Genomic DNA, 14,271 nt, shown 5'->3' on the forward strand with positions numbered 1-14,271 from the left:
GGGTCGCCTCACTCTGCGCAGAGCTGGAACCTGCGACCTACTTGCTCGCGACATTGCCCGGTAGCGCATAGGCGCGAACATAATCGCCGAGCTTGGTGCCGAACGAGCCGTGTCCGCCATCGACCGTGACGACATATTGCCTGCCGCCCACTTCGTAGGTCATCGGCGTCGATTGCCCGCCGGCCGGCAGCCGGTCCTGCCACAGCATGCGGCCGTCCTTGATGTCGAAGGCGCGGATGTAGTCGTCCATCGTGCCCGACAGGAACGCGACGCCGCCCGCCGTCACCATCGGGCCGCCGAGCATCGGCACGCCCAGCTTGAACGGCAGCGGCAGCGGCGCCTGGTCGCGAATGGTGCCGACGCGGTGCTGCCAGACGATCTGGTTGGTCTTGAGGTCGATCGCGGCGAGGCTGCCCCAGGGCGGCGCCATGCAGGGGATGCCGAGCGGCGACAGGAAGATGCCGAGGTCGACGCCATAGGGCGTGCCGTACATCGGCTGCACGCCGAGCTCGGTGCCCGGCGGATGCGCGGAATTCGGCGCGGCCGGATTGTCCTTGCCGCGCGGCACCAGCCGCGACACGAACGGGATCGATTGCGGATTGGCGATGGCGATCTTCCGGACGGGATCGATGGCGATGCCGCCCCATTCGAACATGCCGAAATCGCCGGGATAGACCAGCGTGCCCTGCTCGGAGGGCGGGGTGAACGGCCCCTCGTAGCGCAACCGCTTGAACTTGATGCGGCAGGCGAGCTGATCGAACATCGTCGCGCCCCACATCTGCGCGCCAGTGAGGTCCTTGCGCGGACGGAAGCTCAGCTCCGAGAACGGTTGCGTCGGTGACAGCCGGTCGCCGGGAGCTGCGCCTTGCGGCACGGGCTTCTCCGGCGCCGGAACTAACAGGTGCCCATCGCGGCGGTCGAGCACGAAGATGTTGCCGGTCTTGGCCGGCACGTAGATCGCCGGCACCACGCCGTCTTGGCCTGGCATGTCGACCAGGCTCGGCTGCGACGGCATGTCCATGTCCCAGAGATCGTGATGCACGTTCTGGAACGACCAGCGCAGTTTTCCCGTGGCGATGTCGAGCGCCACCAGCGCGGAATCGTAGCGCTCATTGTCGGCCGAGCGGTTGCCGGCCCAGATGTCGGGCGAGCTCGAGCCGAGCGGGATGTAGACCAGGCCGAGCGCCTCGTCGGCCGCGCCGACGCTCCAGCCGTTCGGCGAGCCCGGCGTGAAACGATGCGTGTCCGACGGCATCTCGTTGGGATCGGGATTGCCGGGATCGAACGCCCACAACAGCCTGCCCGAGTAGACGTCGAAGCCGCGGATCGCGCCCGACGGCACCTTGTTGGAGTAGTTGTCGATCACGGCGCCGGCCATGATGACGACCTTGTCGGTGACCACGGGCGGCGAGGTGCCCTCGTAGAAGCCGACCGTGGTGATCTCGTTGCCGGCTTTCAGGTCGATCTGGCCGTGATCGCCAAAGCCCTCGCACGGCTTGCCGCTGTCGGCGTCGAGCGCGAACAGCCTTCCGTCATTGGTCGGCAGGAAAATGCGTTTGGCGCATTCGCCCGGAGCGGCCGCGCCTGACACGTCGACCGCCCCCGGCTTGGTCTCGTGATAGGCGACGCCGCGGCAGGTCATGTGCTGGAAGTTCTTGTGGTGCTCGATCTTCGGATCGAACGTCCAGCGCAGCTTGCCGGTCGCGGCATCCAGCGCGAACACCTTCTGGTGCGGCGAGCAGGTGTAGAGCAGGTCGCCGATCTTCAGCGGCGTCACCTCGTTGGTGAATTCGTCGGGATCATCGGGTCCCTTGCGATCGCCGGTCTGGAATTCCCAGGCGAGCTGCAGGTTCTTCACATTGTCAGCATTGATCTGCTTCAGGCTGGAGAAGCGCGTGCCGAAATTGCTGGCGCCATAGGCGGTCCAGTCGGCTTGCGCTTCCGCAGGCGCGGTATCGGTCCCCGCGGTCGCAGCCGCCGCCTGCGGCAGCGCGCCGTTGACGCCGAAGCGGTCGCCGCGCAAGGAGGCGCCGAGCACGACGATGGCCACCGCGAGCACGGCCACGAGCCCCCAGCGCGCCGAGCGCATGTCGCCGAGGAGATGCGCGGTGATGAACGGCAGCAGCAGCCAGATGCCGAGCGGCGCCAGCACGTCGCCGCGCGGCGCCAGCGACCAGAAGTCCAGCCCGACTTCCCAGATCGCCCAGATCATCGTGCCCAGCAGCAGCGCCGCGTAGAGCCACAACGCCGACGCATGCCGTCGCCACAGCAGCCATGCCGTGCCGAGCAGCGCGGCGCCGGCGATGACGTAGTAGAGCGAGCCGCCGATCACGGCGAGCCAGAGGCCGCCGGCGAACAGCGCCAGCCCCATCAGTGCGACAATGATGGCAGTGAAGGTCAGCAGCGGCGCGCGCTGCAGCTCGCGGGCGGCGGCCATGCGCGGCTCCAGGCTGATGAGAACGAAGCGCGGCAGGACGCCGCAGTCGCGTCATGAACGGCGGGGCAGCGCGGAAGTTCCTGGTCCTCGCCCAGGAGGCGAAAGTCGTCTGCAATGCTCCGCTGCGGTGCTCCGCCGAGCGGCGCCCTCCGCCGCAGCCGCCCCATCACACGCGGTTTTGTGAACCCCCGGGCCGGAACGGGTTGCCGCTCCATGACGGAATTAATACGATCCGATGTCAGTCACATGAAAATTGGAGTGCCGGATGCGTGCGCAGTCGCGAGCTTTGTCGAACCCGGTCGCCCTGTGGTGGGCGATGCTGACCCTGGTCAGCTTCGCCAACGTCGTGTTCTGGTTCATCCTGTATCGCCAGCTCGGCGGCGGCAGCGGCGCGCTCGCCCAGTCCTCGGACACCAGCGCGATGCTGGCGCTGTCGGCCGCCTATGTGTTCGGCTGCGCCTTCCGCTCGGTGCTGCCGCGCGCCGACGTGCAGCGCATCTGCCTGGTGGATAGCTGGCTGTCGAGCGTGTTCGTCGGCCGCACGGTGGCGACCATCGCCGAGATCGCCTTCGCGGCGCAATGGGCGATCATCCTGGCGCAGCTCGGCGCGATTGCCGACGCCGAGACCGCGGTCAACATGGCGCGCCTGATCGTGCCGATCATCGTCGTCGCCGAGATCTGCTCCTGGTACGCGGTCGTCACCAAAAACTTTCTCTACAACGCGATCGAGAACTCGCTGTGGGCGGTCGCCTTCCTGCTCGTCGGCATCGGCCTCGGCCGGCTGTTGCCGGAGTTCGATGGCCTGGTGCGCGGGCTCCTGATTGCGGGCCTGGTCGGCATCGCCTGCTATCTCGCCTTCCTCGTCGTCGTCGACGTGCCGATGTACGTCAAGCGCTGGCGCATCGAGCGCGCTGCCGGCAAGCCGCTGCTGCATCCGCTGGTGGGGCTGCGCGATTCCGCCACGCAGTGGACCGTCACACATGACATTGAGCATTGGCGCGAAGAGATCGCCTGGATGTCGCTGTATTTCAGCGCGGCGGTCTGGGGCTCGCTCGCGCTGTGCGCGCTGTCTGCGATGAACGATCACCTGCCGCAGGTCCGCGCGCAGGCCTCGGCGCCTGCCGCAATCGTGCAGCCGGTGCAGACGCGCTGAGCGAACGCGACATCTCTGAGACGACAAATCTGAGACGACAAAAACCCGCGGTGCATGCACCGCGGGTTCTTCTTTTTCCGGCCTCAGCCATGCAGCGTGAAGTGATGCGAGTCGTCGATGTGGGCGACGTGGCTGAAATCGTGGTGCGGGGCGTCGTGCGCGCCGTTGGCGTGGCTGAAATCGTGCGGCGGAACGATGCCGGTGTTGCCCGCCTGATGATCGTGGCCATGGTCGCCGAACCCGTGATTGCCAAGCCCGTCGGCGATGATCGGGTGATGGGACGAGCCCTCGCCATGCAGTGGCAGATGGAACACGCCGGTGTTGGCGCCGCCGCCATGGCCGTTGTCGCCGGCCTGGTGGATCGCCTGCGCGATCTGGTCCCAGAACCCGCCACCATGGCCGCCAGTGTGGCCGCCCTCATGGCTGCCGCCGAGCACGTCACCGGCGAGCTTGAACAGGTCGTTGAGCGCGGCATGAGCATTGCCGTGGCTGAGATCGCTGGCCAGCGCGCCGAGATCGTGGCCGATCGCGTTGGCCTGGTGTCCGACCGCATGGGTGAGGTCGCTGGCGGCTTCCGTCAGGCCCGACACGCCGGCGCCGACGGCGTGGCTGATGCCGCCCGTGATCCCGGAGCCAACCGTCTCGGCAGCGTGCGCGACATCGGAGATGACGTGGCCGAGCGGTCCGCCCACCAGGTGGCCGGCATTCGACACCGCATCCGTGACGACGCCGAGCGCACCATGGCCGAGCGTCGTGCCGACCTCGAGGCCGCCCTTCACCACATCGCCCGCCAGATGGATGCCGTCGGCGCCGACATGCGCCGCGGTGTCGACGATCGTGCCGGCCATGCCGAGCGCGCCGTGACCGATCGCGCCGGCCGCTTCCAGGCCGGCATGTCCGAGACCAACGGCGCCATGGACGGCGTCGCCCACAGTTGCGATCACGCCATGCGCCAGGTCACCGCCGACCTTCACGCCACCGTTCACGATGTCGCTGCCGATATGACCGATGTCGTGGGCGACCCCACCGAGATCGCCGTGGACGAGATGGTTGAGGCCGGAGGCGACGTCGCCGACCACGTGAGCGCCGGTGCTGGCGATGTCGCCGGCGATATGACCGGCGGTCGACACCACGTCCTGAACTCCATGAATGATGCTGCCGCCGACCGCCGCGCCGGCATGCTCGACCGCATGCACCACGCCGCCGACGGTGTGGATCGCCTCGCTGCCGAGATGGCCGATGCCGTGCGCCACGTCATGCACGACGTGTCCGACATCGCCGGCGACATGACCCACGGTATGGACCACGCTCGATGCGGCGTCGCCCACGGTGTGCGTGACCTTGCCGATGGTATGGATGACCGAGCCGCCGAGATGGCCGACCTCATGCGCGACGCCGCTCGCCGCATGCTCCACCGTATGCACCACGCTGGAGGCGGCATGACCGACCGCATGGCCGATGTCCGACGCCACATGCGCCACGCCCTTCACTGCTGACCCCAGAGCGTGTCCGATGTCGCCAAATAAGCTCATTGTTGTTCTCCCTCGGTTGGCGTCACCTCACCGCGGGTGACGGCCGAGTTCTCGCAGACCCGGCGCGATCGCTCCGTGAGCCGGGTCACGCAGTAGCCCGGGCGGAAGAATCGTTGGAGGCGAGGCCGGTCGGGATCGCGCATCAAGCGGCGAGAGCTTTGGCTTGCTCGAGCTGTCCTCGTGAGGAGGGCAACCTCTCGAGGCTCCCTCCCCGTTGTGGGCAGGGCTATCGCAGATGGAAATTCTAGGCTCTCCCGACGGACAATTCTGCCGGTTAGTTACTCCGTCATGCCCGGGCTTGTCCCGGGCATCCACGTGGATCTCAGCATGCCGGACCACGTGGATGGCCGGGACAAGCCCGGCCATGACGACGCGGAGAGAGACGAGCGCTAAACTGCGATCGCCATATGCGATAGCCCTGCCCTTGTGGGGGGGGGAGGAGGGGGTAGCCCAGGGGTCGGTGGGTGTGGCCACCCCCCTCCCTAGCCCTCCCCACAAGGGGAGAGGGAACGACCTCGCGCGAGGAGAGAGCACGGCTAATCAATCAGCAGGCTATGCGCCGGCAGCGATCATGTCCGCCATCAGCAGGCCAGTCGTACGCACCATCGGCCTGCGCGCAGAACTCATTTCTCCTTTGCCCTCAAGCTGATTTGGGTTGTCCAGTCCATCCGCCAAAAATATTTCGCTTCGCGATTTCTGAAATTCGTGATTTTATCTCCTCGTCCCGCCTCATCGACGAGGGGCGCTGCGCGGTCGTCACGAAGCGTGGAGTGCGGGATGTGGTGGGCGGGCCGGTTTGCAGCGTGAGATGATCGGATCGTGTCCCATAGAGTGGTGTAGCTGGCATGGTGGATCACCGGGCGATTCCGGTGCGGGCCGAGCTGGTCAGCCTGCCACGGCGGGCAGGCCAGCAATGGGATCATCGCTCAAAGGCGCGATGGTTTCCAGAGTCATGTAGCGGGCGCGCTGGACGGCCCACTCGTCGTTCTGCTCGAGCAGGATCGCACCGACGAGACGGACGATTGCTTCCTCGTTTGGGAAGATGCCGACGACCTCGGTGCGGCGCTTGATCTCGCCATTGACCCTCTCGATTGGATTGGTCGAGTGCAGCTTGGCGCGGTGCTGTGCCGGGAAGCTCATATAGGCGAGCACGTCAGGCTCGGCCTCATCCATGAGGGCGGCGAGCTTGGGCACGTTGGGACGGATCTGGTCGGCGACCTTGCGCCATTGCGCCTTGGCTGCCTCGGCGTCGTCCTGGGCAAAGGCCGTGGCGATGAAGGCGGAGACCACGCGGCGCCCGCTCTTACCGGCATGAGCGAGAGCGTTGCGCATGAAGTGAACGCGACAACGCTGCCAGGTGGCATTGAGCACCTTGGCGACGGTGGCCTTGATGCCCTCGTGAGCATCCGAGATCACGAGCTGCACGCCACGCAGTCCACGGCGTGTGAGCTTGCGCAGGAACGCGGTCCAGAACGTCTCGGCCTCGGACGGGCCGACGTCCATGCCCAGCACCTCGCGTCGGCCGTCGCTGTTGACGCCGATCGCGACGATAACCGCGACCGAGACGATGCGCCCGTTCTGGCGCACCTTCACGTAGGTGGCGTCGATCCACAGATACGGCCAGTCGCCTTCGATCGGACGGGCGAGAAAGGCCTTCACCTTGTCGTCGATCTCGCCACAGAGCCGGCTCACCTGGCTCTTGGAGATGCCGCTCATCCCCATCGCCTGCACGAGGTCGTCGACCGAACGGGTCGAGACGCCCTGGACGTAGGCTTCCTGGATCACGGCGGTCAGCGCCTTCTCGGCCATCCGGCGCGGCTCCAGGAAGCCCGGGAAGTAGCTTCCCTTGCGCAGCTTGGGAACGCGCAGCTCGACCGAACCGGCCCGCGTCTCCCAGGTCCGGTCACGGTAGCCGTTGCGCTGCGCCAGACGCTCGGAGCTCTTCTCGCCATAGGCCGCCCCGGTCAGCCCGGCGACTTCCATCTCCATCAACCGCTGCGCTGCAAAGCCGATCATCTCGCGCAGAAGATCCGCGTCCGGGGCCTTCTCCACGAGTGCGCGAAGGTTCATCATCTCGTCGGTCATCGGTGGTTCCTCGAATCAGGTTGGTGTCAGCAACCCGACCCTACCGGGCAATCGCCGGTGACCACCGCAAAGCCGTCCACCCGCTACAGCGCTATGGGGGAGCGCGCGGGCGGACGGCTTTGCTCTACCGAGTTACACCACGCCCGGGGACACGACCGATGATCGCGCCGACGAACAGATTGGTCCGCACGGTCAAGTCGCGTGGTCCTGGCCTCCCGAAGCTGAGGTCAAGTCCGTGCCGATGCGCAGACGCGCTGGTGCGGATGACGGTGGCCAACAAGCCCGGCGCACCGGGGAGAGCGCGAAGCAGCCGTAAAGCCATCGCGCAGGGAGGGCCGGGTCGTTCCGGCTGGACCTGTGGTACCTGCCGCCTGCATTTTTTTCCGCAGGCGGGCCACGGGCCTCAGTCGAGGCCCGGCTCTCCCTGCACCCTCGGTTCAAAGAGGGTGATCAGTTGCAACACTCGGACGCGAAGAGCGGGCGCGAGAATGCAAAGTCGTCACCGCAAACACCGCTGTCGTCCCGGACAAGCCGTGACGCGCAAAGCGCGTCTCGGCGCCGATCCGGGATCCATACTCCGCAGCAGTCGTATCAGGCACGCTGGAGCATCCTGCTCGCGCAGCGATTCCCGCCGGTGGTTATGGATCCCGCCGTTCGCCGGGATGACACCGATTGCTTGGATGCCGATACGGACCTATCGACACGGAGCGCGGACAGTCGCGACGAGGCAGATCAAGCGATCAGCCAACCGGAATAGCGAGCCTCGTGATGTCGCGCCGGCGGGCCTACTTAAACCCGGCAAACCGGCTGTCGAACGAGTTCGACTGCAGCACGGGCGCGGCGCCGGAGACCAGGGAGGCCTGGGTCTGGGCGGGCGCGGAGGCCGTCGTTGCCGGCGCGTCGCCGGCGGCAGGCTTGAACGGCGGACGCGCGGCGGCCTGCTTGGTCTCGGCCGGCTTTGCGGCCACCGGCTTCGGCGCCGGCTTGGTTTCCGCGGTCTTGCTCTCGGCCGGCTTGGTCGTCGCCGTGGTCTCGGCGGATGCTCCTCCGCCGATGCCGACCTTGCGGGCGAGGCTCGACATGAAGCTCGGCTTCTCCGGCGCGGCCACCGCGGCGACGCGCGTGGAGGGCGCCGTCGCGGCAGGCGATGTCACCGGGGCCGGCGCTGCACTGGCCGGCATCGCTGCCATCTCATTGGCCTCGGGCGCACGCGGCGGATTGACGTGACCGGGGATCGTGCCCGGCGCAGCCTGGAAGTTGGCGAGCGACAGGCCCGGCGCCTCGCCGGCGTCGGACAGGCCGGTCGAAGCCCCCGGCACGCGCGAGGCAAAGATGGGGTTCATGCCGCCGTCGATCCCGGTGTTGAGCTTGGCGACCGGCGTGCCCTTGGCGACCAGCTTGGCGTATTCGGCTTCGTCCGCCTGCTGCTTCTCGCGCACCGCGGTCGTGATCTCGTCCGGCACGACATAGGCCGGGCACTTGGCGGCGGCGTCGAACACCGGGTCACGGGTCGCCCCCGGTGGCTTCTGCGCGTTGAAGACGTATTTCTTCTCGCAGAAATCGACCTTCGGCTCCTGACGGGTGACCTCGAAGGCGTCGTAGCCTTCCTTGATCATGCGCCAGAACGGCATGTTCGGATTGTTGCGGTGCTTGGCCATGTTCACCGGCGTCATCCGGAACGGATAGGCCTGGAACTGGAAGGCGCGCTGGCCGCCGAAGAACGACTCGCGTCCGAGCGCATAGATCTCGGCGATCTGCTCGTCCGTCATCGCAAAGCAGCCGCGCGAGGAGCAGTCGCCATGCACCATCAGCTGCGAGCCGGTGCGGCCCAGCGCCTTGTCGAACGCGTTCGGATAGCCGGTGTTGAAGGAGAGGTAGTAGGCCGATTGCGGGTTCATCTGGCTCGGATTGATCGAGTAGAAGCCCTCCGGCGCCTGTCGGTCGCCCTCGCGCACCTTGGGCCCGAGATCGCCCGACCAGCGGCAGATCGGATAGGATTTGAGCAGCCCGAACTTGCCGGAGCGGTCCTGCTTCCAGACTTCGAGCTCGGCCTCCTGCTTGAACACGCGGACCAGGATCGGCGACTGCGGATCCATGTCCTTCTCGGTCATGGTCGCAACCAGCTTCGGCGGCACCGGCTGATTGGCCTTGGCATTGGTGGCAAGTGCGACCTGGTCGCTGTTGCAGCCGGTCAGCAGCGCGCCAGCGGCCAGCGCGGCCGAGGTCATCAGGACCCGGACGAAAGCGCGGTTGATCAAAGCGAAGCTCCCCGCAAACCCAGCATGTCGCGATACCCCACTCTCGTTTCGACCAATCGGCCGGGAAACTCGGGAGATCCCAGGTCGACCGCGCGCCATGCCACCGTCAAACCAATGATTAAAATTGTACCCTTTGGCCCCGGGAGCCGCAACCCGCGCCACAGCGGTGCCGCGGCGCGCTGGCCCTCGTGGTCAACAAGTTCTAAACAGCAGACCGCGCCGCCACGGCCGAAATGCGGCCAAACGGCTGGAAAGACTCACAAATCCGCGAGCGGCCGACGCGGGCGGGCCGGCTCAGCTCAGCTTGCGGCCGATCTCGATGAACTTCTGCCGGCGCTGCTTGCGAATGGCGTCGCCGTCGAGGCCCTTCAGCTCGTCGAAGGCCTGGGCGATCGCCTCGCCGGTGGCCGCGATCATCGCGGCGGGGTCGCGGTGGGCGCCGCCGACCGGCTCCTTCAGGATGGTGTCGACCACGCCGAAGCGCAGCATGTCCTGGGCGGTGATCTTCATGCTGTTGGCGGCTTCCTGCGCCTTGGTGCCGTCGCGCCACAGGATCGAAGAGGCCGCTTCCGGCGAGATCACGCTGTAGATCGCGTGCTCCAGCATCAGCACCCGGTTGGCGGTGGTCAGCGCGATGGCGCCGCCCGACATGCCCTCGCCGGTGATGATGGCGACGTTTGGCACGCCGAGCGCCAGGCAGGCATCGGTGGAACGGGCGATGGCCTCGGCCTGGCCGCGCTCCTCGGCGCCGATGCCGGGATAGGCGCCGGCGGAATCGACCAGCGACAGCACGGGAATGCCGAAGCGCTCGGCCATCTCCATCAGCCGCACGGCCTTGCGGTAGCCCTCGGGGCGGGCCATGCCGAAATTGTGCTTGAGGCGAGATTCGGTGGTGGCGCCCTTTTCCTGGCCCATCACGCAGATCGGCTCGCCGCGGAAGCGGCCGAAGCCGCCGAGCAAAGCGGCGTCCTCGCCGAACTTGCGGTCGCCGGCGAGCGGCGTGAACTCGGTGATCAGCGCATTGACGAAGTCGGTGAAGTGCGGCCGCTGCGGATGGCGCGCGACCATGGTCTTTTGCCACGGCGTCAGGTTGGCATAGAGGTCGGCCAGCGCCTGGCCGGCCTTCTCCTCGATCCGGCCGACCTCCTCGCCGATATCGGTGCCGGAGGCGGCCATCGCCCGGAGTTCATCGACCTTGGAATCGAGCTCGGCAACGGGCTTTTCGAAATCGAGGTAGCTGCGCATGGGATCCGGCATGGAAGAGCTGAAGGAAGAGCGCTGGGAGACTTAATCGGTTCGGCCTTCGGACCTGAAATCGAGGGACTTCAAGAGCTTAAGCGTCGATCGGTGCGCCGCATCCAGGCGTCGTGCCGGGAGAACGGGCAGGATGGCGCTCTTTCGGGGCAGACGGGCGCGAAGTCAAGCGGGCGGCGCGTCACGCCCCAGGATTTGGCTTGGGATTTGGTTTCGGGAACGTGTGAGGCGGGATCAGGTCTCGGCCAGCGGGTGCAGGTCGCGCACCAGGCTCTTGAGCCGTTCCTCCACCACATGGGTGTAGATCTGGGTGGTCGAGATGTCGGTGTGGCCGAGCAGGGTCTGCACGATGCGCAGGTCGGCGCCATTGTGCAGCAAATGGCTCGCGAAGGCGTGGCGCAGCACGTGTGGCGACACCAGCCGGGCCGGCAGGCCGCTCGCCACCGCGAGCTCCTTGAGGTCGCGGGCGAAGTGCTGCCGGGTCAAATGGCCGCTCTCGCCGAACGAGGGAAACAGCCATTTGCCGAAGGTGGCGCTGGCCTTCTTCTCCGGCTTCTGCCTGTCCAGAACAGCCAGATAGTCCGCCATCGCCTGGCGCGAGGCTTGGTTCAGCGGCACCAGCCGCTCTTTGTTGCCCTTGCCGCGCACCACGATCATGCGGGCGTCGTTGCGGGCCGCCGTGCGCGGCAGCGCCACCAGCTCGGAGACGCGCAGGCCGGTGGCGTAGAGCACCTCGAGCAGGCAATACAGCCGCAGCGCGCGCAGCCGCTGCGAGGGCGAGGCGTCGGCCGCCTCGGAGAGCTCCTTGGCCTTGGTCAGCATGCGGTCGACGTCGCCGATCGACAGCACCTTGGGCAGCGAACGGCCGCGCTTCGGCCCGGACAGGATCGCGGCGGGATCATCGCTGCGAATGCGCTCGCTCAGCAGGAAGCGGAACAGGTGCCGCATGGCCGACAGCCGCCGCGCTACGCTCGAGGACTTGAAGCCCCTGATATCGAGATCGGCGAGATAGTCGCGCAGCGCCTGGGTGTCGGCGGTCGCGAAGCTGTTGGCCTTGCGGGTGAGAAACTCGGAGAAATCGGTGAGATCGCGCCGATAGGCGTCGAGCGTGTTCTGGCCGGCGCCCTGCTCGGCGGCCATCATGTCCAGAAACAGGCTCATCAGCCGGGCGTCGGAGGCCTTGACCTTCATACCGTAGATTCCGCTGGGTCCGAGGCGATCGAATCAGTTCGAAAAATTCGCCGGGGCACGTCGAGCGGTGACTGCGAATCTGGCCGATATCGCGGCGCCGGGCCGTCTCAGACAACCGCAAAAATCTTAATCAATGCCGTGTGGCTTTTCGGTTGTCCGCAGCCGCGCGGCCTACTTCTTCTGGAACTTGTCCGGCGGAATCGACACCGTCATCTCGCGCGACTTGGGGGTGACGAAATTCGCCAGCGCGTAGATCGCGCCATAGACCACGCCGACGATCACGGCGATCACGGTCAGGAAGCGGAACAGGCTGGGCATCGGGGTCGCAGAAGCCACCAGGGAAGGAACGATTTCATCCAACATGTTCGCACCCGGCTGGCAAGCCCGACGGGACCGCCAACGGGACCGCCAGATCGACCCGGTTGCGTGTCGCGGAACAGGATGCCTTTGAAAGCAGCAGGGGCTGGGTTAGAAGCGGAGGGATGACCGAGACGACCCAACCAGCACCCAGCCCAGCCGCTCCGGAGGCCGCGATTGTCGCGGGCCTCGGCAAGCGGCTGATCGTGCTGGTCGGGATGATGGGCGCCGGCAAGTCGACGGTGGGCCGGCGGCTCGCGGCGCGGCTGCGGCTGCCATTCGTCGATGCGGACACCGAGATCGAGACCGCGGCGGGCATGAGCATACCGGAGATCTTCGAGGCGCGCGGCGAGGACTATTTTCGCAACGGCGAGGCGCGGGTGATCGCCCGGCTGCTGGAGGCGGGGCCGACCGTGCTGGCGACCGGCGGCGGAGCCTTCATGCGCGAGGAGACGCGCCAGCGCATTCACGAAAAAGCTGTCTCGGTGTGGCTCAAGGCGGATGCCGATGTGATCATGCGCCGGGTCCGGCGCCGCGCCGATCGCCCGCTGCTGCAGACCGCAGATCCCGAAGGTACCGTCGCGCGGCTGCTGACGGAGCGCGAGCCGGTCTACCAGACGGCTGACATCACCATCTGCTCGCGCGACGTGCCGCATGACCGCGTCGTCGAGGATTGCCTGGAGGCGCTGCAGGCATTCCTGGCCCCCGCGCCGGTGGCCGAAACCGAGGGGCAGCCGGACGGGCCGCAACCCGACCCGATTCAACCCGATCCTCCGCAGGCGATGAGCGCACTCCGATGACGGCACCCCTGAAGCATTCCGATCCGATCATCGTCGACGTCGCGCTCGGCGACCGCGCCTATGACATCGTCATCGGCCGCGGCGTGCTGGCGACGCTTGGTCAGCGCATCGCGTCGCTGCGGCCGGGCGTTCGCACCGCTATCGTCACGGACCGGACCGTCGCAGCGCATTGGCTCGAGCCGACCGAGGCGATCCTGGCGGAGGCCGGCATCCCCACGTCCACCATCGTGGTCGAGGAGGGCGAGGGCTCCAAGACCTATGCCGGCCTGGAGAAGGTCAGCGAGGCGCTGATCACCGCCAAGATCGAGCGCAACGATCTGGTCATCGCGCTCGGCGGCGGCGTGGTCGGCGATCTCGCCGGCTTTGCGGCCGCGATCCTGCGCCGTGGCGTCGATTTCGTGCAGGTGCCGACCTCGCTGCTGGCGCAGGTCGATTCCTCCGTCGGCGGCAAGACGGGGATCAACTCGCCGCAGGGCAAGAACCTGCTCGGCGCGTTCCACCAGCCGGTGCTGGTCATCGCCGATACCGCGGTGCTCGACACCTTGTCGCCGCGCCAGTTCCGCGCCGGCTATGCCGAGGTCGCCAAATACGGCCTGCTCGGCGACGCCAGCTTCTTCGCCTGGCTCGAGGCCAACCACGCCGACATCGTCAAGGGCGGCGCGGCGCGCGAGCATGCGGTCGCGACCTCCTGTCGTGCCAAGGCCGCGATCGTCGCCCGCGACGAGCGCGAGACCGGCGACCGCGCGCTGCTCAATCTCGGCCACACTTTCGGTCACGCGCTGGAAGCGATCACCGGCTTCTCCGACCGGCTGTTCCACGGCGAGGGCGTGTCGGTCGGCATGGTGCTGGCGGCGCAGTTTTCGGCCGAGCTCGGCATGCTGCCGCCCGACGACGTCACGCGCATCGAGCGTCACCTTGCCGCGGTCGGGCTGCCGACCCATCTCCAGGACATCGCCGGCTTCGCCCAGGAGGGCGTCGGCGACGCCGACCGGCTTTTGGCCTTGATGGCGCAGGACAAGAAGGTGAAGCGCGGCAAGCTCACCTTCATCCTGATGGAGGCGATCGGCCGCGCGGTCATCGCCAAGGATGTCGACCCGACACGGGTGCGCGACTTCCTGCAGGCCAAATTGCAGCGCCGCGGCTGATCGCAGCTTTACGCCGCGTTGAGCAGTGGCGGGGCATCATCGGCGGCTTCCCTCGAGAG

At 67.2% G+C, this 14,271-nt stretch carries 10 protein-coding genes; 3 read left to right on the forward strand and 7 right to left on the reverse strand.

The genetic code is table 11. From position 1 onward, the window contains the following. Positions 1-37: 37 nt before the first annotated feature. Positions 38-2,437: a membrane-bound PQQ-dependent dehydrogenase, glucose/quinate/shikimate family gene (locus BRAD285_RS00300; protein WP_006610227.1), complete on the reverse strand. Its 2,400-nt coding sequence runs from the start codon at positions 2,435-2,437 to the stop codon at positions 38-40. A 265-nt stretch (positions 2,438-2,702) separates the two neighbouring features. Between BRAD285_RS00300 and BRAD285_RS00305 the strand changes: the two genes are divergently transcribed. Then, positions 2,703-3,590, forward strand: coding sequence for a hypothetical protein (locus tag BRAD285_RS00305; RefSeq protein ID WP_035645027.1), 888 nt, complete (start codon positions 2,703-2,705; stop codon positions 3,588-3,590). 83 nt (positions 3,591-3,673) lie between these two features. Here BRAD285_RS00305 and BRAD285_RS00310 read toward each other — a convergent pair whose 3' ends face one another. From BRAD285_RS00310 to BRAD285_RS00335, 6 genes are all read right to left on the reverse strand, one after another. Then, a complete protein-coding gene (locus tag BRAD285_RS00310) occupies positions 3,674-5,122 on the reverse strand; it encodes a hypothetical protein (protein ID WP_006610225.1) in 1,449 nt (482 codons plus the stop codon). 885 nt (positions 5,123-6,007) lie between these two features. Next, positions 6,008-7,207 carry an IS256 family transposase gene (locus BRAD285_RS00315; RefSeq protein ID WP_087877558.1) on the reverse strand — a complete coding sequence of 400 codons (1,200 nt, stop codon included), beginning with the start codon at positions 7,205-7,207 and terminating at the stop codon, positions 6,008-6,010. A 785-nt stretch (positions 7,208-7,992) separates the two neighbouring features. Further along, the gene (locus tag BRAD285_RS00320; protein ID WP_006613635.1) at positions 7,993-9,465 is read right to left on the reverse strand and encodes a murein L,D-transpeptidase family protein; all 1,473 of its coding nucleotides are present in this window, start codon (positions 9,463-9,465) and stop codon (positions 7,993-7,995) included. A 294-nt stretch (positions 9,466-9,759) separates the two neighbouring features. Continuing rightward, a complete protein-coding gene (locus tag BRAD285_RS00325; protein WP_006613636.1) occupies positions 9,760-10,722 on the reverse strand; it encodes an acetyl-CoA carboxylase carboxyltransferase subunit alpha in 963 nt (320 codons plus the stop codon). 231 nt (positions 10,723-10,953) lie between these two features. Then, a complete protein-coding gene (xerD, locus tag BRAD285_RS00330; protein WP_035647718.1) occupies positions 10,954-11,910 on the reverse strand; it encodes a site-specific tyrosine recombinase XerD in 957 nt (318 codons plus the stop codon). A gap of 171 nt (positions 11,911-12,081) precedes the next feature. Beyond that, positions 12,082-12,228: a hypothetical protein gene (locus BRAD285_RS00335; RefSeq protein ID WP_006613638.1), complete on the reverse strand. Its 147-nt coding sequence runs from the start codon at positions 12,226-12,228 to the stop codon at positions 12,082-12,084. 164 nt (positions 12,229-12,392) lie between these two features. On the opposite strand from BRAD285_RS00335, the gene BRAD285_RS00340 reads away from it, so the two are divergent. Next, the gene (locus BRAD285_RS00340; protein ID WP_006613639.1) at positions 12,393-13,067 is read left to right on the forward strand and encodes a shikimate kinase; all 675 of its coding nucleotides are present in this window, start codon (positions 12,393-12,395) and stop codon (positions 13,065-13,067) included. Further along, the gene (gene aroB, locus BRAD285_RS00345) at positions 13,064-14,212 is read left to right on the forward strand and encodes a 3-dehydroquinate synthase (RefSeq protein WP_006613640.1); all 1,149 of its coding nucleotides are present in this window, start codon (positions 13,064-13,066) and stop codon (positions 14,210-14,212) included. The genes BRAD285_RS00340 and aroB overlap by 4 nt, the downstream gene beginning before the upstream one ends. The last annotated feature ends 59 nt before the right edge of the window (positions 14,213-14,271 follow it).

It is taken from the genome of Bradyrhizobium sp. ORS 285 (assembly GCF_900176205.1).
Lineage (GTDB): Bacteria > Pseudomonadota > Alphaproteobacteria > Rhizobiales > Xanthobacteraceae > Bradyrhizobium.